Below are 23,935 nucleotides of genomic sequence, written 5' to 3' on the forward strand. Positions count from 1 at the left end.
AGACGTTACGGATGCCCACCGACATGGAACCGATCGGCGGCTGTTGGAGCGGAGTTTCCCTGCAAGGCAACCACTCGGAATGCGTTTGCAGATACCCCCCGTCCAGGGGCCGCGGGCCTGTTCAACCCCGCCCGTCGAGCCTCCGACGGATAGCATCGAGGGGCGCCCATCGAGGGCCTGCACAGCGCCACGAAGGAGCATCGATTGCCGACCGAACTCGCCCAGGTCGAGCGCACGCTCAACGTCGCTCCGGGCTCCCTCGTCACCGTGCGCGACGCCGACTGGGTCGTCACCTCGGCAACGCAGACCCAAGACGGCATGCTGATCCGCGTGCAGGGGCTCTCCGAGCTGGTGCGCGACACCACGGCGTCGTTCTACGAGCACCTCGACGACATCCGCGTGCTCGACCCGGCACAGGCCAAGTTGAAGGCGGATGCCTCGCCCGGCTACCGCCAGGCCAAACTGTGGCTCGAGGCGACGCTCCGCAAGACTCCTGTGCCGTTGAGCGAGCCCGGTCTGACGGTGAGCACGCGGATGCTCTCGGATCCGCTCGGCTACCAGCAGTCCGCCGTGCGACAGGCGCTCGACCCCGCGAACCTGCGCCCGCGCATCCTCATCGCCGACGCCGTCGGGCTGGGCAAGACGATCGAGATCGGCATGATCCTCGCCGAGCTGACGCGGCGTGGTCGCGGCGATCGGATCCTGATCGTCACGCCCAAGCACGTGCTCGAGCAGATGCAGTACGAGATGTGGACCCGGTTCGCGCTGCCGTTCGTGCGCCTCGACTCCGTCGGCATCCAACGTGTGCGGCAGAAGCTGCCCGCGACGCGCAATCCGTTCAGCCTGTACAAGCGCGCGATCATCTCGATCGACACGCTGAAGCAGGACAAGTACCGGGCGCACCTTCGCAAGCACAAGTGGGATGCCGTCGTGATCGACGAGTCGCACAACATCACGGGCGCCACGCAGAACAACGCGCTCGCGCGCCTGCTCGCTCGAAACACCGAGGCGCTCGTGCTCGCCAGCGCGACGCCGCACAACGGCAAGAAGGAGTCGTTCGCCGAGCTCATCCGACTGCTCGAGCCGACCGCGGTCTCACCAGACGGCGACATCGACAAGAACGAACTGCGGCGTCTGGTGATCCGGCGCCACCGGCACAGCCCTGAGGTCGACCGTGAGGTCGGCAGCGACTGGGCCGAGCGCAAGGAACTGCAGCACTTCACCGTCGACGCGAGTCCGATCGAGAACGAGATCGCCGACGAGCTCGCCGACGTCTGGCTGTATCCCGATGATGGCGGGAGCCCGTACTCCGGCGACAACAAGGGGCTGTTCCCCTGGACGCTCGCCAAGGCGTTCCTGTCCTCGCCCGCGGCCCTTCGAGAAACGGCGAGCGAGCGGATGAAGCGGCTCGGCACCGAGCTCACGACGAAACAGCGCGGCGAACGGGATGCGCTCGAGCGCCTCGCGACTCTCGCCGCCGAGGCCGAGGGTGACGCCTCGGCGAAGTACGACCGACTCGTCGCGTACCTGAAGCAGATCGGCGTCGGTCCTGCCGGAACCGAACGTGCCGTGGTCTTCTCCGAACGCGTGCCGACGCTCAAGTGGCTCCGTGCGAAGCTTCAGAAAGACCTGAAGCTCAAGCCCGATCAGATCGAGGTGCTGCACGGCGGACTCGACGACCAGGCGCAGCAGCGCATCGTCGAGTCGTTCAAGCAGTCGTCGTCGCCGATCCGCGTTCTCGTCACCGGCGATGTCGCCTCCGAGGGCGTGAACCTGCATTCGCAGTGTCATGAGCTCGTGCATTTCGACATCCCGTGGAGCCTCATCCGCATCGAGCAGCGCAACGGCCGCATCGACCGGTACGGGCAGCGGCACGATCCCCAGATCACCACGATTCTGCTGAAGCCGAGCAATGAGCGGTTCGCGGGCGACATCCGGGTGCTCACGCGCCTGATGGAGCGCGAGCAGGAGGCGCACGCGGCGCTGGGTGACGTCGCTTCGCTCATGGGCAAGTACGACGTGGCCGCCGAAGAGGACGCGATCGCGAAGGCGTTGGCGAAGGGCGCCGAGATCGACGAGATCGTGCCGGGGCTCGACGATGTGAAGAACGATGCGGATGACCCGTGGCTGGCCTTGCTCCTCGCCACTGCCCAGAAGCCCGCCGAGACCACGACCCAGACGCCGGAATCCTCGGATGACGGTTCGTCGGGGCTGTACGCGAACGACGACGCGTACCTCGCCGCGGCGCTCGACGAGGTCTACGCGACGCCGGGTGCGGCTCCAGGCGCGAGCGGCGGTGGCGGCGTCGACTATCGCAGGCACGCGGCGCACGGGCTCGTCGAGATGACGCCGCCCCGCGATCTCGTGCAGCGACTCGCGGTGCTTCCACAGAGCTATCTGCGCGACCAGCACGTCACCGACCACCTCAAGCTCGCCGTGACCGAGACGCAGGCGCGCAGCGTGCTGCAACAGGCCATCGACGACCGGTCGAGCAACTCTCTCTGGCCCGAGGCGCATTATCTCGGTCCGCTGCATCCCGTGCTCGAATGGGCGAGTGATCGGGCGCTCGCGAAGCTCGGGCGCAACGAGGTGTTCGTCGTGCGCAGCGCCGTCGACTACCCGACGGTGCTATTGATCGGCACGCTGACGAACAATCGTGGACAGGTCGTCGCGTCCTCGTTCCTCACTGCGGCGATGCCGGATGCGGCGAACCCCGAGTTCGTCCTCGTCGAGCCCCACGCGAGCGCCAGGTCCGCCCTCGACGAGGTCGGACTGACCGGCCCGCTGACGAACCCCGGTCCCGTCGAGGACATCGAGGCACTGCAGGCCTTTGTCGCACCTGCAGTTCGCCACGCCGATGTGCTGGTCGCCGAACTCGCACAGGCCTCGGCCACGAGCATCGAGGACAGCATCGAGGCGTGGTCGCAGCGCGTCGCCGAGTGGGAGCTCGAGGCCGACGCACTGGCGCAGCGCGGCGATCTCAAGCAGCGCCGAGTCACCGTCGAAGAGGAGCGCGCGATCGCCGCATCGATGAAGCCCAACCGACGTCTCGTACGCCCGCTGTTGCTCGTGGTTCCCCAGGAAGAGGTGGAGTGAATGGCTTCGGATGCCTTCATCGTCGGTGAAGAGTGGATCAGCGAGCACTACTTCAACACGGATGCCGCGAAGCAGTCGTTTCAGGCGAGGGTGACCCAGCGACGCAAGGCGTGGGATGCCGCGCACGACGCGGGCGAGACCTCGGCGCGTGACGTGTTCTCGTCGGTGCAGCGTGAGCTGGTGAACGGATTCGCAGGACTCGAAGAGACGGTCGCCAAGGAAGCCGGCGTCGTGAGTGATGCGGCAGCCCGTATCACTCGGCTGCTGAAACAGAACCTCGGCTTCACCTCGGGCCTGTATGAGCTCGAGCAGCGCGGCCCGGTCGGCTTCGTGACCCAGCGCGGGCTCGATGAGCCGGCCCGCGTGGCGATCGTCGATGCCGCGCCCGTCGCAGAGGTCGACGATCTGTTGCAGCGAGATGCGGAGACGCTGTCGGAGCCGTTCGTGCCGGTCGACGACGAGAAGCATCCCATCGCGTCGGCCGCGCGACTGCTCTCGGTGCTGTTCGCCGATGAAGACGGTCCGGCGTTCGCGCTGGTGCTTGCGGGCCGGTGGGTCATGCTCGCCGAACGTGAGCGGTGGGCCGAGGGGCGCTACCTCGCGGTCAACCTGCAACTCGCAGTCGATCGAAACGACCAGAAGAAGGGTGGCGAGCTCGATCGCGCCCTCGCGTGCCTCGCCGCCGAGTCGCTGCTGCCCGATGCTGAAGGCACCGTGTGGTGGGCGACGGTCTTCGACGAGTCGATCAAGCACACGGTCGGCGTCTCGAAAGATCTGCGCGAAGGTGTGCGGTCCTCGATCGAGATCATCGCGAACGAGGTCGTGCGCCGTCGTGCGAGACACGGTCTCGACCCGCTGCCGTCGAGTGAGGCGCAGCCGCTCGCGAAGCAGGCATTGCGATACCTCTATCGCATCCTGTTCCTCCTCTACGCTGAGGCCTCGCCCGAACTGCAGGTCGTGCCCGTCGGCAGCGGCGAATATGAAGAGGGCTACAGCCTCGACCGGCTTCGTGAGCTCGTGCTCGTCGAGCTGCCCGGCGACGCCGCCGACCGCACCCACCTGCACGAGTCGTTGGGCGTGCTCTTCCGCCTGGTCGACGGCGGCCACGCACCGGTGACGACGGCATCGGATGCCGCGACGGCATCCGACCTGCCCGAAGGTCTCGTGTTCAACCGGCTCACCGCCGACCTCTTCCTGCCGAGTGCGACGGCGCACGTCGACGAGGTCGGACTCGGCGACGAGGCGATGCAGCGCGTGCTCGCGCACCTGCTCCTGAGCAAGGAGCAACGCGGGCGCGACCGCGGGTTCATCAGCTACTCCGATCTCGGCATCAACCAGCTCGGCGCCGTGTACGAGGGCCTCATGTCGTATACCGGGTTCTTCGCGAGCACCGACCTGTTCGAGGTGGCGAAGGACGGCGACGCCTCGAAGGGCTCGTGGGTCGTGCCCGTTGATCGCTCCGAGGGCATCGATCACAAGGACTTCGTGCAGACCGAAGATCCGATCACCGGTGCGCGCAAAGCGGTACTGCACGAGCGGGGCAGCTTCGTGTATCGCCTCGCCGGCCGTGAGCGTCAGCAGTCGGCCTCGTATTACACGCCCGAGGTGCTCACCCGGTTCGTGGTGAGCCAGTCGCTCGAAGAGCTGCTCGATCAAGACGGCCACGCGACCACGGCGGCCGAGATCCTCGAGCTCTCGGTCTGTGAGCCGGCCCTCGGATCGGGCGCGTTCGCGATCGAGGCGGTGCGCCAGCTCGCCGACGAGTATCTGAAGCGCCGCGAGGCAGAGGTCGGCACCAAGGTCGATCCCGAACAGCGGCCGCGCGAGCTGCAGCGGGTCAAAGCCTCGATCGCCCTGCACCAGGTCTACGGCGTCGACCTCAATGCGACCGCGGTCGAGTTGGCGGAGATCTCGCTCTGGCTCGACACGATGGTTGAGGGGCTCTCGGCCCCCTGGTTCGGCCTGCACCTGAAGCGCGGCAATTCGCTCATCGGTTCTCGACGGGCGGTGTACTCCCGCGATCAGGTGAATAAGAAGTCGTGGTTGAAGGATGCTCCGCGGCCGGTGTCTGTTCGTGATCTCGCCGACAACATCGCCGCCGGTCGTCTCGCGCAGGGCACTGCGGGTGCGATCCACCACTTCTTGCTTCCCGCAGCTGGGTGGGGGTCTGCCGTCGACGCGAAGGAGGCGAAGGAGCTCGCCCCCGAGGCGTTGGCACGGCTCAGAGCGTGGCGCAAGTCCATCTTCGCCAAGCCGAGCAAGAAACAGCTTGATCAGCTAGCCAGCCTTTCGAATCGTGTGGAGGCACTCTGGCAGCTCGCGCTTCGCCGACTGACGATCGCCGAGCGCGAGGCTCGGCGTGACATCCCCCTCTGGGAGGGTGCAGAGCATCACGCAGCCGGCGGTGCAGCCGTGGGTCGCGCTGAGATCGAACGCAAGCTGAACGATCCCGAAGGTGCGTTCCAGCGCCTCCGCCGGGTGATGGACGCCTGGAACGCCATGTGGTTCTGGCCGCTCACCGACACGCTGACGGGTGGCGCAACGCCGCCCTCGCTCGATGAGTGGATCGCAGGACTTCGCGGAATCCTCGGCGAGCACACCGAGGCGAGAGGCGTCGCTGCCCGCTACGGACAGACGACCTTCGCCTACGCGAGCGGTGGTTGGGAGGAACTCAACGAGGAGGAGCGCGACAACCTCGCCTTCGCGAGCGCCGAGCGTGTGACCGACCTCGTCGAGTCGACGCCGTGGCTCAGGGCAGTCGAACAGATCGCCGCGCAGCAGGGGTTCTTCCATTGGGAACTCGACTTCGCGACGGTGTTCGAGCGCGGTGGCTTCGACCTCCAAGTCGGAAACCCGCCGTGGGTTCGGCCGCGGAGTGACGTAGACGCGCTGCTGGCCGAGGGCGACCCGTGGTGGCAGCTGGCAGTGAAGCCGACTCAATCGCAGATCACGGCGAAACGCGCGATCACACTGGACCTCCCCGGTGTGTCGGATCTCGTCGTCGACGGGACAGCGGACGTCGCGGTCACCGCAGCATTCGTTGGCGACCCGACTGTGTATCCGCATCTCGCGGGGCTCCAACCAGACCTGTACCGATGTTTCATGGAAGCGACGTGGAACCGTCAGAGCCCACGTGGGGTGATCGGACTCATCCACCCTGAAACCCACTTCACCGATGAGAAGGCCGGCGTGCTTCGAGCCGCGACCTACCAGCGGCTGCGCCGGCATTGGCAGTTCATGAACGCGCTATTCCTCTTTGAGGTGCACGATCAGGTCTCGTATGGCGTTCACGTGTACGGGCAAGCGTCGGCTCGTGGCTTCCTGATGGCCACCTCGCTCTACCATCCAGAGACCGCGGTCGCTTCCCTGCGTCACGACGGTTCCGGCGAGGAGCCCGGGCTCAAGGATCGCGACGGCAAATGGGATCTGCGGCCGCACGCTTCGCGGATCACGATGGTCACCGACGAGACCCTCGCGACCTGGCACGCGGTGCTGGAAAGCGACGCTGTGCCCGTGAGACAGACGCGGATGGTCTACGCCGTCAACCGGGCAACCAGTGAGGTATTGCGCAAGCTTTCAGCCGCGCCGCGCATCGGCTCGCTCGGGCTGGAGTTCTCTCGAGGCTGGGATGAGAGCATCGACCGCAAGAAGGGTGTCTTCGAGGTTCGTTGGGGTGAGGTGGACTCCTGGCGCGATGCGATTCTTCAGGGCCCCCATCTCTTCGTCGCCAACCCGTTCTACAAGTCGCCGAACCCGACCATGCTCCACAACCAGGACTGGTCGTCGGTCGACCTGGAGGCGCTCGCGCCCGATGCGCTTCCGGTCACCGCGTACAAACCTGCCAAATCCCCTGCCGAGTACGACGCCGCCTACACACACTGGGGCCCAGACCGGGATCCTGCGCGCAACCACTACCGCATCGCCTGGCGCACTATGGCTGCAAATACGGGAGCGCGAACGCTCATTGCGACTGTGATTCCGCCGGGGGCCGCGCATGTGGACGGTGTTTACTCCGCCAAGATCCAGCCAAACGTCGAGCAGATCGCTGCGCTGGCCGTGTCGTCCTGCCTATTGGCGGATTTCTCAATCCGGGTGGCGCCGAAGAAGCACATCAGACAGCCCACCTTCGACCGGCTACCGCTCATCGGCTCGCGTTTCCCGCACGCGATTGCTCTGAGATGGCTTCGACTAAACGCCTTGACAGATGCATATGCCGATCTCTGGTCGAGCGCGTTCCATGACCGGTTCACTACTGATCAGTGGGCGCTTGAGTCGGCCTTAGTGGAAGGCGGCGAGCTCTCGGTCAGATGGACTTATGGCACACCCCTTCGTCGCGCCATTGCGCGGAGGGCAGCCCAAATCGAGATCGACGTGCTGGCAGCGATTGAACTTGGCGTTTCGAGCGATGAACTCTGTGCGATATTCCGCACTCAGTTCCCGGTCCTTGCGGGGTACGACCGAACAGGTCAGTACTACGACGCGAACGGCCGCCTGGTGCCAAACTCGGTGCTCACCCTTTGGCGCCAGAAGGGCGACGACATTTCCGAGGGGGAACGCACCGCGACGCATCCGGGTTCGGGCGTCGACTACACCTACGAACTGCCGTTCGTGACGCTCGATCGCGAGGCCGACATGCGACAGGCGTATGCGCACTTCGAGCGGATTCTCGAGGAACGGTCATGAGCGAGCTCCTGCCCTCCGTGGAGGCCGAACAGGTTCGCCGGAGCCTGCTCGGGTATCTCACGACCACCTTCGCGCTCTCCGACAGCGATGCGAGCAGGGCGCTCGAGTCGTTCCTCGACGACCCCCGCGATGGCATCTTCCGCGGGCCGTATGTCCGGGTGCGTCTTCCGTTCCAGCCCGCCTCCGATGGATGGCGTACGAGTCTCGACTGGTACGACGGTCCGACGCCGTACGGTCACCAGGCGGCCGCGTTCGACCGGCTGAGCAGCGCGAATCTGTCCGCCGAGAAACGTCGACCGCTGCCGACGCTCGTGACGACCGGCACGGGGTCCGGAAAGACGGAGGCGTTCATGCATCCGATCCTCGATCACGTGCTGCGCGCCAAACGCGACGGAGTACAGGGCATCAAGGCGCTCATCCTCTACCCGATGAACGCCCTCGCCAACGACCAAGCCCGACGCCTGACCGAGTTGTTGACGACACACGACGAGCTCCGCGGCATCCGAGCGGCGATCTACACCGGCCAAGGCGGTGCCGAGCGCTCCTCGGTGACGACCGACGGGCTCATCACCAGCCGCGCCGCGATCAGGGCGCAGGCACCCGACATCCTGCTCACGAACTACAAGATGCTCGATCAACTGTTGCTGCGCACCGAAGACCAGCCGTTGTGGCAGCAGAGCGCCGAGAGCCTGCAATACCTCGTGCTCGATGAGTTCCACACGTACGACGGGGCGCAGGGCACCGACGTCGCCATGTTGCTGCGTCGCCTGGGTCTCACGCTCGAACGGTTCCGGTCGGCGGCGGGCGCAAATCCGCTTCCGAGCAGTGCGCCGCCGCGCCCGCTCGGGGACGTGACCGCTGTCGCCACCTCGGCGACCCTCGGCGACAAGGGCGACCCGAGCGCGATGATCGAGTTCGCGCGCACCGTGTTCGGCGACGACTTCGACGAATCGTCCGTCGTCACCGAGACGCGCATGACCTATGACGAATGGGCCGGCAACGCCGGCGAGGTCGTGGCGAGACTCGGTCTCCTGGCGAAGCCCGTAGGCACGCCGCTCGTCGAAGACGTGCTTGCGTCGCTGGACGAAGCAGGTTCCGAAGACCTCGACGTGATGACAGCCGCCATCGTCGCGTCGCTCTACGAGCGAGAAGACGGCAATGCTGTCGCGTCGGCCACACTGACCCGAGCCGACGTTTTCGCGCTTGTTCGTGCGCATCCGATCATTCACAACCTGTCCGAGCTCGCCACAGATGCCGCCCAGATCGACCAGCTCGCGGATGCGCTGCTCCCGGCCGGACTCGCGGCCGACGAGACCTACGAGCAGCGGGCGGTCGTTCGTCGACGATTCCTGGTCACGCTGCTCAGCGCTCTCAGCCATATTCGTGCGATCGAGCAGCGCGCCGCGCTCTCGATCGACCTGCATCTCTGGGTGCGAGCTCTCACCCGAATCGACCGGGACGCCGATCCCGTCGTCGGATTCCGGTGGAGCGACGACGGGATGATCGAAACCGACGCGGCGGATGCTGAAGCGGCGCCCGCGTTCCCCGCCGTGTACTGCCGCCACTGCGGCCGCAGCGGATGGGGCGTGCAGCTCGCCCCGGTGGGCAGCTATCTCGACCACGACGAGGTCGACGTCCGCGGCAATCACCTGCACGGTGAGCGCGGGTTCCGCGCCCTCATCCATGCGCCGAAGGAGGCGCGCCTCGACGCCCCCCACGAGGTCGACGGACTGCGCTGGTTCCATGTGCGCGACCGGATCATCCTCGACCAAGCGCCTGCCGACGAGGACGACGAGACGGTCGTGCTGCCCGTGCTCGTGCTCACCGGCGCCGACGCCGAAGACGGATCGAAGAACGACGACTGTCCGTCGTGCGGTCGCGCTGACGGCATCCGCTTTCTCGGCAGCGCCATCGCGACCATGCTCTCGGTGGCCGTCACCACGCTGTTCGGGGAGGCAGGGCTCGACCCCGCAGAGAAGAAGGCGCTCGTCTTCACCGACAGCGTGCAGGATGCCGCGCACCGCGCGGGATTCGTGCAGAGCCGTTCGCACGTGTTCTCCTTGCGTAACGCGATCCGCCGTGCCATCGGCTCCCGGCCCGCGAACCTGCCGAAGCTCGTCGAACTCCTGCTCAGCGACGCAGGCGATGACCGATCCGCTCGGTATCGACTGCTGGCGCCCGAGATCGTCGAGCATGACAACTTCCGTGAGTTCTGGGAGGCGGAGCGGGCGGCCGACGTCGACCCGAACGTCGAAGAGCGGGTGCGGCAGCGACTGCTGTTCGACCTCACGATGGAGTTCGGGCTGCAATCACGGGTGGGCCGCACCCTCGAACTGACGGGCAGCCTCGCCGCCGAGGTGAACGCCGGTGCCGCGGCGAAGCTCGATGCGATCGGCCGCGCCACCCTCACCGGGTACTCGCGTTCGCAGCCGCTCGACGAGGAGCCGACGGCCGAGGTGCCGAAGGACACGGTCGTGCGGTGGGTGCGCGGGGTGCTCGAGCGCATGCGCGATCGGGGCGCGATCGACCACGAGTGGTTCCGCAAATACATCGAGAACGATGGCAGGCGCTGGTACCTCTGGGGCGGACGTCCGCGCGGCGTCGGCATGCCCGCCTTCCCCGACGGCCGCGACGCCCCCGGCTTTCCCCGGGTCGGCAGCGTCGCGACCGGCGCAGGCCGAGGGCAGAAGAGCAACCTCGACGTCGCGAACTCGAGCCAGAGTTGGTTCGCCGTCTGGGCGCGTGATGTGCTCGGCGTCCCGGCGAGTGTTGGCGCGCACCTCACGCGTGCGCTCCTCGCCGAGCTCGACCGTGAGGGGGTGATCACGTCGACGGCGATCGGCTCGGGGTCTGCCACCGTCTATCGCCTGGCCGCGGCATCCGTCATGGTGCACCCGGTGGAACTCACCGACCTCGAATCCGGGCGTCATCTGCTGGTGTGCGACGTCTGCCAGAACCCCGTGCCCGTCAGCACGACCGTGATCGATCAACTCGTCGACGGCCCGTGCACATCGGCTCGATGCCCCGGGCGGTTGCGAAGCACCGACGGCACGGTCAACTACTACCGAACGCTCTACAACGACGGCGACATGCGTCGCGTCGTCGCCCGCGAGCACACGAGCCTGCTCGATGACGAGACCAGGCTCGCCTATGAAGACGGATTCAAGTCGTCAGGGGCCGACCCTGACACGCCGAACGTGCTCGTCGCGACCCCCACGCTGGAAATGGGCATCGACATCGGCGACCTGTCGACCGTGATGCTCGCGGGTCTGCCGAAGTCGGTCGCGTCGTATCTGCAGCGCGTCGGCCGCGCGGGTCGACTCACCGGCAACGCGCTCTCGCTCGCGTTCGTCACCGGCCGCGGCGAACAGTTGCCGAAGCTCGGAGAACCGCTCTCGGTGATCAACGGAGCGGTGCGCCCTCCTGCGACGTATCTCAACGCCGAAGAGATCCTGCGGCGACAGTACTTCGCCGCGCTCGTCGACCGTCGAGCCGCCGACCTCGCCGACCCGCCTCGGCAGGCTCGAGACGTGCTGAAGAGTTCGGAGCCCGGGACGTTGCTCGGCGACATCGTCGCGGATGCGGAAGCCGAGCACCTCGAGAGGGTCGAGACGTTCCTCTCGACGTTCCCTGTCGATGCATTGAGCACCTGGGCTCGTGACGCAGTGCGCGCGTGGGCGACGCCCGGCGAAGACGCGGGTTCGAGTCGCCTCGCCGCTGCGGTGCGTGACGCCGTGCAGCGCTGGACCGAGCAAGTGGACCTGGTGCGCCATCGCAAGGACGCCGTCGCGGATTCGCTCGACGAGCTCAAGCGCGCCGCCGACCATCCGACGGCCGGCGACGACGAGAAGCGCGAGTACCGCTCGGCCCGCGCGTCGTATGCGATGGCGACGAAGCAGCTCGCCGATCTGCGGTCGGAGCACTGGGTCTCCGCGCTCGAGCGGTTTGGACTGCTGCCGAACTACTCGCTCATCGACGACTCGGTGCGGCTCGATGTCGCGCTCAGCTGGATCGACCCAGACAGCCTTGAATATCGTGATCGGGCATTCAGTTACGAGCGCGGCGCGGGCGTGGCGATCAGCGAACTCGCGCCGGGTGCGGTGTTCTACGCCCAGGGCCTCGAGATCGGCATCGACTCCATCGATCTCGGCAGCGGCGGTGAGGCCGTGCGCACCTGGTCGTTCTGTCCTGCCTGCGGCCACGGGTACGACCATGGAACAGCCGAAGCCCTCCGAACGTCCTGCCCCCGGTGTGGGAGCACCGCCATCGCCGATACCGCACAGCACCTACAGGTCGTCGAGCTCGAACAGGTGTCGGCCGAGGTGCGGCGCGACGAGGCATCCATCAGCGACGGACGCGATGAGCGTCGGCGCGAGCGCTTCGTGATGCAGGTTGCCGCCGACGTGGATCCGGCCGGCATCACCGACGCCTGGTACGTCGAAGGTGAGGCCTTCGGCGTCACCTACCTGCGCGACCTCACCGTGCGCTGGCTGAATCTCGGCCGCGTCGGCGGATTCGGGGAGACCCGCTTCATCGCGGGCGACGAACGCCAGGCGCCGCTGTTCAGGGTGTGCTCCGTGTGCGGAAAGCTCGACGGCGAGGCGAACACCAACTCGCGCCGCGAGCACAAGCCCTGGTGTGCTGTGCGCGACGCGAGCACCGAAAGCACCACGTCGCTCGCGCTCAGTCGCACGCTCACGACGCAGGGGATTCTGCTGCGTCTGCCGCCGCAACTCACCATCGGCGACACCCTCGCCGTTCCCAGCCTGTCGGCCGCCCTGCTTCGCGGGCTTCGAGAGGTGATCGGAGGAGACCCCGACCACCTGCGCATCGTCGAGACGGTCGAACCGGTGCTCACCGACGGGACCGAGAACGTGCCGGCGCTGCTCGTGCACGACTCTGTTCCGGGGGGAACCGGCTATCTGGCCGAACTCGCCGACGAGACGCAGATGCGCGAGCTGCTCACGGTCGCCTGGCAGACGGTGCGCGACTGCCCGTGCAAGACCGAGGGGCGCTCCTCCTGCCACCGGTGCCTCTTGCCGTATGCCCCCGGCGCGGCATCCGACCGGGTGTCGCGTGCGAGTGCCGAACGAAGCCTCGCCGTGCTGCTCGGCGTGCACGACGGCGAGCCCACCGAGTGGGTCGTCACGCGTCAGGACCCCGGGGTGCAGGTCGGCGAGTCGGTCATCGAGCAGCTCTTCCGACAGGTGTTCATGGACCGGGCGAAGGCGCTCGGCGCCGGAGTCAAAGAGATCCCCGGTGACAAGGGCAACAAGATCCAGGTCTCGTTCCCGGGCAACCGGCGCATCTGGATGCTGCGGCCGCAGGTCGAGCTCGGATACACGACGCCCGACTTCGTGTTGGAGCAGTTCGGGGGCGGCGCCAAGCCGATCGCGATCTACACCGACGGATTCGCGTTCCATGCGACGCCCCAGCACAACCGGATCGCCGACGACGCCAAGAAGCGGGACCTCGCGCGATACGACGGATACCTCGTGCTCGGCATCCACTGGGACGAGCTCATCCGTGCGCGCGATGGCAAACCGGAACCGAAGGCCGCCTGGTTCGACCCGGCGGCCGCCGGCGACTTCCTCGGCATGTACAACCTGCCGCTCGCGGCGCTCGATCACGTGCTCGCGAACCCCGTCTCCCAACTCATGGAGTGGATGCAGAACCCCGACAAGGCGCAATCGAGGTGGGAGACCATCGCTGATGCACTGCCGATGTTGACCCGTTTGCCCGCCGCGGAGCTCGTCGACGCCGGGTCACGACCGCTTGTCGAGTTCACGGCGGAAACGCTCCGAGCCGGTGCGTCGACCGGGACGTCGCCGATGAGCTGGCAGCTTCGATTCGGAGCATTCGCAATGACCACGCGATTCATCACGGCGGGCAAGACCGAGGTGGTCGTGATGCTCGACGATCGCGGTTCCGCGCTCGCGGCCGGCGATTTCAGGGACGCGTGGCGGCTGTGGCTGAAACTCGCGAATCTGCTCGGTGCGCGGTTCGATGTCGACTCCGCGCGAATTCTCGCGCTGAGTCAGACCGACGTTCCGGTGCCGCAGGCCGGTATCGGCCCCGCCGACGTCGTGCTCGACGACGAGATCTCCGTCGAATGGGGCGCGCTGCTGCCGCAGGCGACGCTCGCGGAACAGGCGTTGATCCGGGAGCTCGCGAAGATCGGCGGAGTCGCCGTGCCCGAGCTCGGCATCGAGGTCGCCGAAGGCATCCCCGTGCCGTTCGCGTGGCGCGACCGCCGAGTCGCCTCCGGGTTCGACTTCGCCGAGGAAGACCTTCACGACCTGCTGGCCGCAGGATGGCAGGTCGTCCCGGCCGATGCGTCCGCGATCGCCGCCGCCCTCGAAACCTCCGTCTGACCGACGACCGCTCCGAAAGGCGACCGATGCCCAACCTCATCATGACGAAGCTCAAGGGCCAAGACCATGAGAAGGCCGTTCGTGCCAAGATCATGTCGTTCCTCTCGAAGTTGACCGAAGACGACACACTCCCCGGCCTGCACATCGAGCCGATGAACGAACCGCTCGACTCCCGAGCGCGCACCGGGCGGGTGGACATCCACCTGCGGGCGGTGCTCTACTGCCTCGAACCGCTCGCCGGCGAGCGCACCTACGTGTACGCAGGCACCTGGGAGCACGAAGAGGCGATCAAACGGGCGCGGACGCGCAAGTTGCAGATCAATCCGGTGAACGGCATCGCCGAACTCATCGAGGCCGAGCCGGCCGTCGACGCACCCGCACCGGCAGCGCCGAAGGTCTGGACGGAATCCGCACAGGCCGGGGCCGCACCATCATCGTTCCTCACCGAGAAGAGCTACTTCGTTGCCGACCTCACAGACGAGTTCGGCTTCCCGGCCGATCTCGCCGCCGAGGCATTCGCGGCCGCGACCGAGGACGAACTCCTCGCGTTCGCGAGCGACCTCGAGAACGAATGGCAGTCGGGGGTGCTGCTCGGTATGGCGATGAACCTCGCCATCTCGCAGATCAAAGAGTCGCTCGGCATCACCGAGGCCGACGACAACGCCGTCGTCACGGAGCCGGCCGTCGCCGACGAGGTCGCCGAGCCTGATCGCACCGAAGACGAGCGACTCGTCGAGGCGCTCAAGCACCCGGCCGCCCAGATGCAGTTCACCTTCATCGAAGGCGAGGAGGAACTGCAGCGCGTCATCGACGGAGGCGACTTCGGCGCATGGCGGGTGTTCCTCCACCCCGACCAGCGACGCTACGCCACGCGCTCGTACAAGGGGCCGTTCCGCCTCACCGGCGGCGCGGGCACCGGCAAGACGGTCGTTCTGCTCCATCGCGCAAAGCACCTCGCGGAGCAGCATCCGACTCACCGGGTCGTGCTCACGACGTACACGCGAGCCCTTGCCGACAACCTCCGCCGCGATCTCGAGCGCCTCGACCCCGACCTCGCGCAGGCGTCGGCACCAGGGCACCCCGGTGTGCTCGTACGAGGCGTCGACCAGCTGGTCGCCGCGGTGCGCGATGCCGCCGGAACCGGGTTCGGCGCCGCCGCGCAGAGCGTGCTCGGCGCAGTCGTCGAATCGCGCGGCGCCGTCGTCGCGAACGACTCCGGCTGGGATGACGCGGTCGACGACGCCGACGTCGATCTGCCGGCGGCGCTCCGTTCGAAGAGCTTCCTCTCGGTCGAGTACCTGCAGGTGATCCTCGCCAACCGGATCGTGACGAAGGACGACTACTTCACGGTTCGGCGTCCGGGGCGCGGCGTGGCACTCGATCGAGCGAAGCGCGCCCAGGTGTGGGCGGTCGTCGAGCAGTATCGAAAGAACGCGCGCATCGCCAACAGGTTGTCATTCGCCGAAGTTGCATCGGTCTCGGCCGCGTGGCTCGAGGGCGCCGACGGCGAATCGCCCCGCACATTCGCCGACCACATCCTCATTGACGAAGCGCAGGACCTCACGCCCTCGCACTGGCGGTTCCTTCGCGCCGTGACGGCCTCGGGGCCCGACGACATGTTCATCGCCGACGACACGCACCAGCGCATCTACGGTCAACCCGTCGTGCTCTCGCGCCTCGACATCGCCATCGTCGGCCGATCACGCAGGCTGACGCTCAACTACCGCACGACCGAACAGAACCTCCGCTATGCCCTCGGGCTGCTCGAAGGAGGGACCTTCATCGATGCCCAGGGTGGCGAAGAAGGTGTGGCGGGGTATCGGTCGTCCAGGCTAGGCCCGGAACCGAAGTCGCTCCCGACGCAGTCCGCGTCGGTGCAATTTGCCGTCTTGGCCGCCCAAGTGAAGTCCTGGCTCGACGCAGGCGTCGACGGCGCGACCATTGCCGTTCTGACGACGTCGAACAACGCCGCTAAGGACGTGCACGATGCGCTCGACCATCACGGCGTGGCGAGCACGATTCTGACGAACGCGAAGCAGTCCGGCGATCGACCAGTCATCCTCACGATGCACATCGCGAAGGGCCTGGAGTTCTCGCGGGTCATCTTGTTCGACATCTCCGAAGGCTCCTTCCCGACGCCGTGGTCGCTGAAGGGTGTCGCGGCCGAAGACCGCGACGATGTCATGCTGAGGGAACGTTCGCTGCTGTACGTCGCGGCCAGCCGTGCTCGTGATGAGCTCGTCGTGACCTGGAAGGGGAAGCCGTCGGAGTTGCTCCTCCGCTCAGAGTAGGCCGCGGATATCCTGAGTCGCATCGCTCTGCAGCACCCGGGATCGGCGCATCCGTGTCTGCCCGAGCGTCGATGAGCGTGGCCGATGAGAAAGAGGATCACGATGGCGAAGTATCAAGTCACCCAATCGGCGGTCACCCAGCTGCTCGAAGACGTGCGACGCGAGCACATCGCGATCCCGGAGCTTCAGCGCCCATTCGTATGGGACAGCGTGAAAGTCCGCGACCTCATGGACTCGCTGTACAAGGGGTATCCGGTCGGGTACCTGATCACCTGGCAGTCGGTCGGCGCACATTTGAAGGGCGGTCAGGTCGCGGCGCACCAGCAGATTCTGATCGACGGGCAGCAGCGCATCACCGCGCTCCGCGCGGCGGTCGCCGGTCTGAAGGTGATCAACAAGCGCTACAAGCAGATCCGGATCACGATCGCGTTCAATCCGGTCACGGAAGAATTCGCGACCCTGACACCGGTCATCGCGAAGAATCCGGAGTGGATCTCGGACATCAGCGAGCTCTTCACTGCAAACTCCACCTACACATTCGTGAAGTCGTACTTCGAGGCGAACGGGAACATCGACCATGCCGCGGTCGAGGCGAACATCGCACGGCTCGAGGGCATCAAGAACGCGCAGATCGGCATCATCGCCCTGGCCGACGACCTCGACGTCGAAACCGTCTCCGAGATCTTCATCAGGATCAACTCCAAGGGAGTGCCGCTCAGCAGCGCCGACTTCGCGATGAGCAAGATCGCGACCTACGGCGATCGCGGTCGCAATCTCCGAAAGCTCATCGACTACTTCTGCCATCTCGCCGTCGCACCGCACGCGTTCGCCGACATCCAGGAGAACGATTCGGAGTTCGCCGCATCGAAGTTCATCAGTGCGATCTCGTGGTTGAAGGACGACGCCGAAGACCTGTACGACCCCGCATACGGCGACGTCATCCGTGTCGCAGGGCTACTCGGGTTCAGTCGTGGCAGGGCGTCCTCGATCGTCAGCGAGCTTTCCGGTCGGGATCCCGAGACGCGCAAGGTCGACGAATCGCGCATCCCCGTGGCGTACGACAAGCTCGAAGCAGCGCTCCTTCAGATCGTCAAGAAGTACCACTACGAGAACTTCATCATGCTGATCAAGTCTGCCGGGTTCATCGCGCCCGACATGGTCGGCTCGAAGAACGCCTTGAACTTTGCGTACGCCCTGTACCTGCGGCTCCGTGCCGATGACTCCATGTCAGAAGGGGAGCGGAAGCGGATCGTCCGCCGCTGGTTCGTCATGTCGATGCTCACCGGGCGACACTCGGGCAGCTTCGAGGGAACCTGGGAGCAGGACATCCGTCGCATCTCGGCGCAGGGGGCCGCCGAGTACCTCACGCAGATCGAGGAATCCGATCTCTCCGACGGCTTCTGGCAGGTCTCGTTGCCGAACTCCCTCGAGACGACGAGTACCGTCAGCCCCTTCTTCCAGGCGTTCCTTGCGGCTCAGGTCGCCACCGGGGTTCGCGGGTTCCTCTCGAAGAGCATCACGATCGCGGCGATGCACCAGCAGTCCGGCGACATCCATCACATCGTCCCGAAGGACTATCTGCAAAAGAACGGGTTCCCCGACCGCGCCGATTACAACCAGGTCGCGAACTTCGCGCTGACCGAGACGTCGATCAACATCAGCATCAGCAACAAGCCCCCGGCTGGCTATCTAGCCGAAGTCGAGGCTCAGATCGGGTCGGGCCGGCTCACGCTCGGAGAGATCACGGATGCCGACGAGCTGCAACGCAATTTCGTGGAGAATGCGATCCCCTCGCGCCTTGCAGCCCTGACCGCGGAGGAGTACCCGGAGTTCCTGCAGGAGCGTCGAAAGCTGATGGCGAACGTCATCCGCTCGTACTACGAGAAGCTCTGACCGTGTCGCATCGCAGGAAACAGTCTCCTTCTGGGAGCTCCATGCGCAGGACCTCCGCGGCTTTGCCGCGGAGGTCGAAAATGACGATCATCCGGCTGAGGTCCCACCTTCCTCATGCGCGGAAAAGCGACGACTCAGGGGTTAGGGACGGGCGTTGGACAACCGCTCGGCAACGCCGGGGCTCGTGATCGGCGAGCTGCGCAAGGACGCAGCTACCCGGCGCCGCGGCATAGACTCCGCAGCATGGACGAGTCGGCCGCCCTCGAGACGACCGCGGCGCGCGCCGTCGAGACGGCCGATCGCGACCGGGTGCTGTGGTCCGATGCCGACCGTGAGTGGGCGAGCCGCGCGGCGGCGGCGATCGTGGGGGAGCGGGCGAGCGCCGAGGCGTTCCTGGGGCGGCGCGCGCAGCTCGTGCTCGAACGGGTCGGCACACGTCAGCCCGCGGTGACGCGAACGGTGCGCGGCATCCGCTGGCGTCCGTGGGTGGGCGTCGTGACGGTGATCGCCGCGTTCGTGCTGGGCCTGCTCATCGACCGCATCGGCGGTGGGTCGAGCATCAACCTGCTCGCGCCGCCGGTGTTCGCGCTCGTCGCGTGGAACCTCGTCGTCTACGTGTGGCTCCTCGTGCGTCCGCTGGTGCTCCGGCGTGGGGCGGCCGGGCCGGTGAGGTCCGTGCTGATCCGGGTCGCGTCGGTGCGCTCGTCGATGAGCGACAGCAGCCGGGCGGATGCCCCGACCGCCGCCAGGCGCACCGTGCTCGCCGCGCTGCCCCGCGACTGGGCGCGCGTTGCCGCACCGCTCTACGGAGCGCGCGCCGCGCGCGTGCTGCACCTCGCGGCGGCGGCCACCGCGCTCGGCCTCATCGCCGGGCTCTACCTGCGCGGGCTCGCGTTCGAGTACCGCGCGTCGTGGGAGAGCACGTTCCTCGGGGCCGAGCAGGTGCACGCGCTGCTCGCGGTGACGCTCGCGCCCGGATCGTGGCTCACCGGCATCCCGGTGCCCGACGTCGCGGCGATCGAGGCGATCCGCGCGCCCGCGAGCGAGAACGCCGCGATCTGGATGCACCTCATGGCCGGCACGGTCGCCGTCGTCGTGATCATTCCGCGGCTGGTGCTCGCGCTCGCCGCGGGGCTGGTCGAGCGGCGCCGCGCGAGGAACGTGGCGCTGCCGCTCGACGAGCCGTACTACCGCCGCCTCATCGCCGGGTGGGTGGGCGAGCCGGCGCGCGTGCGCGTCATCCCGTACAGCTACACCCTCGAGCCCGAGGCGCGCGCCGGGCTCGAGGCCATCGTCGCCCGGGCGTACGGCAACGCCGACGCGACCATCGACGAGCCCGTCGCGTGGGGCGACGACGCCTGGTCGGGTCCGGATGCCGCGGGCACGACCCAGACCCTGCTGCCACTGTTCAACCTCACCGCGACGCCCGAAGACGATGCGCACGGCGCGTTCCTCGCGGCATCCGCCCCCTCGGTGGTGCTCGTCGACGAGTCGCCGTTCCTCGCCCGCTGGGGCGACGACGCGCCACGCCGCGAGGAGCGCCGGGTCGCCTGGCGTGAGCTCGTGGAGGCTCGGGGCGCCGTGCCGGTGTTCGTCGACCTCGCCGACCCCGACCTGGCGGCGGCCGAGGCGCAGCTCGTGGCCGCGGCATCCGCTCGTGAGGGTGGCGGGAGTGCCGCGAGTGGGGCGGGGTGGCTGGCATGAGTGGGCACGGGGCATCCGATGGGGATCGAGAAATGGGTCTCGGTACGGCTGCTTCGCTGCCTACTCGACCGCCGGGGGGGCTCGATACGGCTGCTTCGCTGCCTACTCGACCGCCGGAGGTGCCGGGGCTCGACGCGGGGGCGGTGTCGCTGTCGCTCATCTCGCACACCAACGCGGGCAAGACGACACTCGCGCGCACGCTGCTCGGCCGCGATGTCGGTGAGGTGCGCGACGCCCCGCACGTCACCGTCGAGGCGACGCCGTTCCCGCTCGTGCAGACCTCCGACGGCGACCTGCTGACGCTCTGGGACACACCGGGCTTCGGCGACAGCGTGCGCCTCGCGCGGCGGCTGCGGCAGGACCGCAACCCCATCGGCTGGTTCCTCACGCAGGTGTGGGACCGCTACCAGGACCGCGCGCTGTGGCTCAGCCAGCTCGCCGTGCGCAACGTCGCCGAGCAGGCCGACGTCGTGCTCTACCTCGTGAACGCCGCCGAGGCGCCCGCCGACGCCGGCTACCTCGCCCCCGAGCTCGAGGTGCTCGAGTGGATCGGCAAGCCCGTGCTCGTGCTGCTCAACCAGACGGGTCCGCCGCGCGAGCGGGCTGCTGAAGAAGCCGATGCCGCGCGCTGGCGTGCCGCGCTCGGCCCGTCCACGAACGTGCGCGACGTGCTCGCCTTCGACGCGTTCGCGCGCTGCTGGGTGCAGGAGTTCACGTTGTTCCGGGCGATCGAACCGCTGGTTCCGGATGCCTCGGAGCGGGCCTTCGCGCGACTCTCGGCCGCGTGGCGCGACCTGCGCATGGGCGAGTTCGACGCGTCCATGGCCGCGCTCGCCGGGCCGATCGCGCGGGCCGCGGCCGACCGGGTCGTGCTGCCGGCCGAACCGCTCACCAACCGGGTCACGGGATCGTTCGGCCTGCCGAATGCGGCGCGCACCAAGGCGCGATCGGATGCCACCGACGAGATGGCCGCCCGGCTGCAGGTCGACCTGCGGTGGGGCATGGAGCAGCTCATCGCGATCCACCGGCTCGAGGGGCGGGCCGCCGACGAGGTGCTCGAGCGCGTGGCCGACGGCGTGCACCTCGACGCGCCGCTCGACGGCACCCGCACCGCCGCGCTCGGTGGTGTCGTCTCGGGGGCGCTGACGGGACTCGGCGCCGATCTGCTGGCCGGAGGGCTCACGTTCGGCGCGGGCATGGTCGCCGGCGCGATCATCGGCGCGCTCGGCGGGGCGGGCGTCGCGCAGGGCGTCAACGTCGTGCGCGGCCGCACGGAGTCGAGCCTGCGCTGGGAGGAGGCGTTCCTCGACGGGCTCGTGACCTCCGCGCTGCTGCGCTACCTCGCGGTCGCGCACTACGGCCGCGGGCGCGGCGCCTGGCGCGAGGGCGAGTACCCGGAGCACTGGCGCCCGATGGTGGTCGACGCGGTCGTGGCGGAGCAGAAACGGCTCGCGGCGATCTGGGCGCGGCGCGGCGACGGCGAGGAGCGGGTGCAGCGTGTGCAGCGTGAGCTCGAGGAGGTGCTGCGTGAGCTGGCGCTCGGGCTGCTCGACGAGCTCTATCCGGGGGCGCTCGATGCCGACGGCGCCTGAAGCGCGGCTTCGATCGCGTCGAGCAGCGCGGGTGCATGCGTCGAGACGGTCTCCCACAGACGGGCGTTGTCGAGGCCGGCATAGTTATGGGCGGCGATATTGCGGGTTGCCCGGAGCCCGTCGCGCGCGAGTCGAGGCAGGGTGTCCGCGATCTCGGCGGGGAGCTGGCGGTTCACCAGATCGGCGAGGTGGATGACCGCGAGCATACCGATGTCGTAGGCGTCCGAGTCGGCATCCGCGAAGCTCGCGCGTCCGTCGCGGGTGGCGCGCTCGAAGCGCGAGCGAAGTCGTGCGACCTCGTCGGAGAGGCGTTCGCGCGAGCGCTCCGAGAACTGCGAGTGCTCCGAGCCCTGAGGCTCGACGCGCGGCCGTGCGCTGAAGCGGCCGCGCGGCGCGTCGGCGTCGCCGTCGGTCACAGCGGAACCGCCTCGCGTCGGAGTGCGCGGACGACCGGATCCGCGTCGTCGTCGACGACGGCATCGACCGGAAACCCGATCAGGTTCGCGACCTCTTGACGGAACGCCGCGAGCGTGAGGAAGTCGACGTCGGGGCCGGCACCGACGAGCAGGTCGACGTCGCTGTCGGCGGTGTCGGTTCCGCGAGCGGCCGAGCCGAAGACGCGGATGTCGCTCACGCCGTACTTCGGGGCGAGCTCGAGGATGCGCTCGGCGAAGAGCTCGAGGGGAATGGATGGGCGCATGCGCGCGGCCCGGAGGATGCGCTCGCGGAGCTCGTCGCTGGGGACTCGGGCCCCGGATTCGATCATCGCGAGGTTGGGCTGTTTGATGCCGGCCAGGGTCGCGAGTGCCCGCTGCGAGAGCCCCGCGTCCTCTCGCGCCCGGCGCACGAGCGTCGCGGCATCCGGTTCACGGGTGGTCATGGGGCGAGTATATCGCGGTGATATCACCAACGCTGGGGCATCCGTGCAGCAACGGGTGGACGCGGCTCGTCAACCCCCGTGGGCGCCGGAGTCTCGTGACGTAGCGTGCTGGTACGCGAGCGGAGGCCCCCATGCGCATCGTCATCGTCGGAGCGACCGGCAACATCGGCACCGCGATCCTGCGGCGGCTGCATCAGGATGTCGCGAGCCCAGACGGCCCGGACGGCACGGGCGCGGCGGGCGCCCAGGGTGCGGGGTCTCCTGGCGAAGAGGCCGGCATCACCGGCTCCGGCCGCCACGTCGGCGCGCACGAGCTCGTCGGCATCGCCCGCCACCTGCCCGACGACACGGTCGTCCCGTATGCGAACGTCGAGTGGCACGAAGCGGATGTCGCCGCGCCCGACGCCGTCGAACGGCTCACCCGCATCCTGGTCGGCGCCGACGCCGTCGTGCACCTCGCCTGGCTGCTGCAGCCGAACCACCACGAGCGGGTGCTCTGGGCGACGAACGTCGTCGGACTGCGGAACCTGCTCGCGGCCGTGGCATCCGCTCGGGTTCCCCATGTCGTCGTGTCGTCATCGGTGGGCGCGTACAGCCGGGGGCCGAAGGGGTCGCGGGTGAGCGAGCAGTGGCCGACGGGCGGCATCCACACCTCGCACTACAGCCGTCACAAGGCGGCGAACGAGCGCGCGCTGGACGAGTTCGAGGCGCGGCATCCGCAGGTCGTCGTGTCTCGCGTGCGACCGGGGCTCGTCTTCCAGCGCGACGCGGCGAGCGAGGTCGCGCGGCTGTTCCTGGGCGCGCACTTCCCATCGCGGTGGCTCGGTCGTGTTCGGCCACCGGTCCTGCCCGTTCCCGTGCAGGTCGTGTCGCAGGCGGTGCACGCCGACGACCTCGCCGACGCCTTCGCGCGCATCCTCGAGCAGCGCGCCGGCGGGGCGTTCAACGTGGCCGGCGAGCCGGTGCTCGACCCCACTGCGCTCGCGGAGGTGGTCGGCGCGCGCCGGGCGATCCCCATGCGGCTCGCCGTGCTGCGGTCGATCATGTGGGTGACGTGGAAGCTGCGGCTGCAGGCCTCCGACCCGGGGTGGATCGACATCGCCACGAACGTGCCCGTGATGTCGACCGAGCGCGCGCGCTCGGTGCTCGGGTGGGAGCCCCGGCGCAGTTCGACGTCCGCGCTGCGCGAGGTGCTCGACGGGGTCGCCGACGGGGCGCGGGTCCCGGCGTCACCGAAGCTGTCGCACTGAGTCGGGGGGTCGGCGGTCGCCGAAGCTGCCTCGTCACGCCGGCGCGCTCGGATTCAGGATCTCCAGCGCCGAACGTGCGCTCTTGCCGTCATCTCACGACACCCCTTGACTCACCGCGCGCCGCGGGCGAGGATTGACACGATTCAAGGGAAATCGCTTTCCCGAACCGGGG

10 protein-coding genes are annotated in these 23,935 nt (G+C 68.0%); 8 read left to right on the forward strand and 2 right to left on the reverse strand.

Annotation, left to right across the window (positions count from 1 at the left end):
• Positions 1–204 precede the first annotated feature (204 nt).
• From GQQ95_RS17250 to GQQ95_RS17280, 7 genes are all read left to right on the forward strand, one after another.
• Entirely contained in the window at positions 205–3,096 is a 2,892-nt protein-coding gene (locus GQQ95_RS17250; RefSeq protein WP_212275545.1) for a helicase-related protein, read from the forward strand.
• Positions 3,097–7,779: an Eco57I restriction-modification methylase domain-containing protein gene (locus GQQ95_RS17255; protein ID WP_157428842.1), complete on the forward strand. Its 4,683-nt coding sequence runs from the start codon at positions 3,097–3,099 to the stop codon at positions 7,777–7,779.
• Positions 7,776–14,153, forward strand: a complete 6,378-nt coding sequence (locus GQQ95_RS17260; protein WP_157428843.1) for a DEAD/DEAH box helicase — start codon at positions 7,776–7,778, stop codon at positions 14,151–14,153. Before GQQ95_RS17255 ends, GQQ95_RS17260 begins: the two co-directional genes overlap by 4 nt.
• Positions 14,154–14,179: 26 nt before the next feature.
• Positions 14,180–16,444, forward strand: a complete 2,265-nt coding sequence (locus tag GQQ95_RS17265) for a UvrD-helicase domain-containing protein (RefSeq protein WP_170297113.1) — start codon at positions 14,180–14,182, stop codon at positions 16,442–16,444.
• Positions 16,445–16,546: 102 nt separating this feature from the next.
• Complete coding sequence (locus GQQ95_RS17270) at positions 16,547–18,337, forward strand: GmrSD restriction endonuclease domain-containing protein (RefSeq protein WP_157428845.1); 1,791 nt, start codon at positions 16,547–16,549, stop codon at positions 18,335–18,337.
• A 243-nt stretch (positions 18,338–18,580) separates the two neighbouring features.
• Positions 18,581–20,041, forward strand: coding sequence for a DUF2868 domain-containing protein (locus GQQ95_RS17275; RefSeq protein ID WP_170297114.1), 1,461 nt, complete (start codon positions 18,581–18,583; stop codon positions 20,039–20,041).
• Positions 20,042–20,160: 119 nt separating this feature from the next.
• Entirely contained in the window at positions 20,161–21,633 is a 1,473-nt protein-coding gene (locus tag GQQ95_RS17280) for a DUF3482 domain-containing protein (RefSeq protein ID WP_212275547.1), read from the forward strand.
• Here the strand turns inward: GQQ95_RS17280 and GQQ95_RS17285 are convergent.
• Both GQQ95_RS17285 and GQQ95_RS17290 read right to left on the reverse strand, forming a co-directional pair.
• Entirely contained in the window at positions 21,600–22,049 is a 450-nt protein-coding gene (locus GQQ95_RS17285) for a HepT-like ribonuclease domain-containing protein (protein WP_157428848.1), read from the reverse strand. The two genes, GQQ95_RS17280 and GQQ95_RS17285, sit on opposite strands and share 34 nt — an antisense overlap.
• Positions 22,046–22,513, reverse strand: a complete 468-nt coding sequence (locus GQQ95_RS17290; protein WP_157428849.1) for an XRE family transcriptional regulator — start codon at positions 22,511–22,513, stop codon at positions 22,046–22,048. The genes GQQ95_RS17285 and GQQ95_RS17290 overlap by 4 nt, the downstream gene beginning before the upstream one ends.
• 131 nt (positions 22,514–22,644) lie before the next feature.
• Between GQQ95_RS17290 and GQQ95_RS17295 the strand changes: the two genes are divergently transcribed.
• Positions 22,645–23,763, forward strand: a complete 1,119-nt coding sequence (locus GQQ95_RS17295; protein ID WP_157428850.1) for an NAD-dependent epimerase/dehydratase family protein — start codon at positions 22,645–22,647, stop codon at positions 23,761–23,763.
• Positions 23,764–23,935 lie beyond the last annotated feature (172 nt).

Source organism: Agromyces salentinus, assembly GCF_009749395.1.
Classification (GTDB): Bacteria; Actinomycetota; Actinomycetes; order Actinomycetales; family Microbacteriaceae; genus Agromyces; species Agromyces salentinus.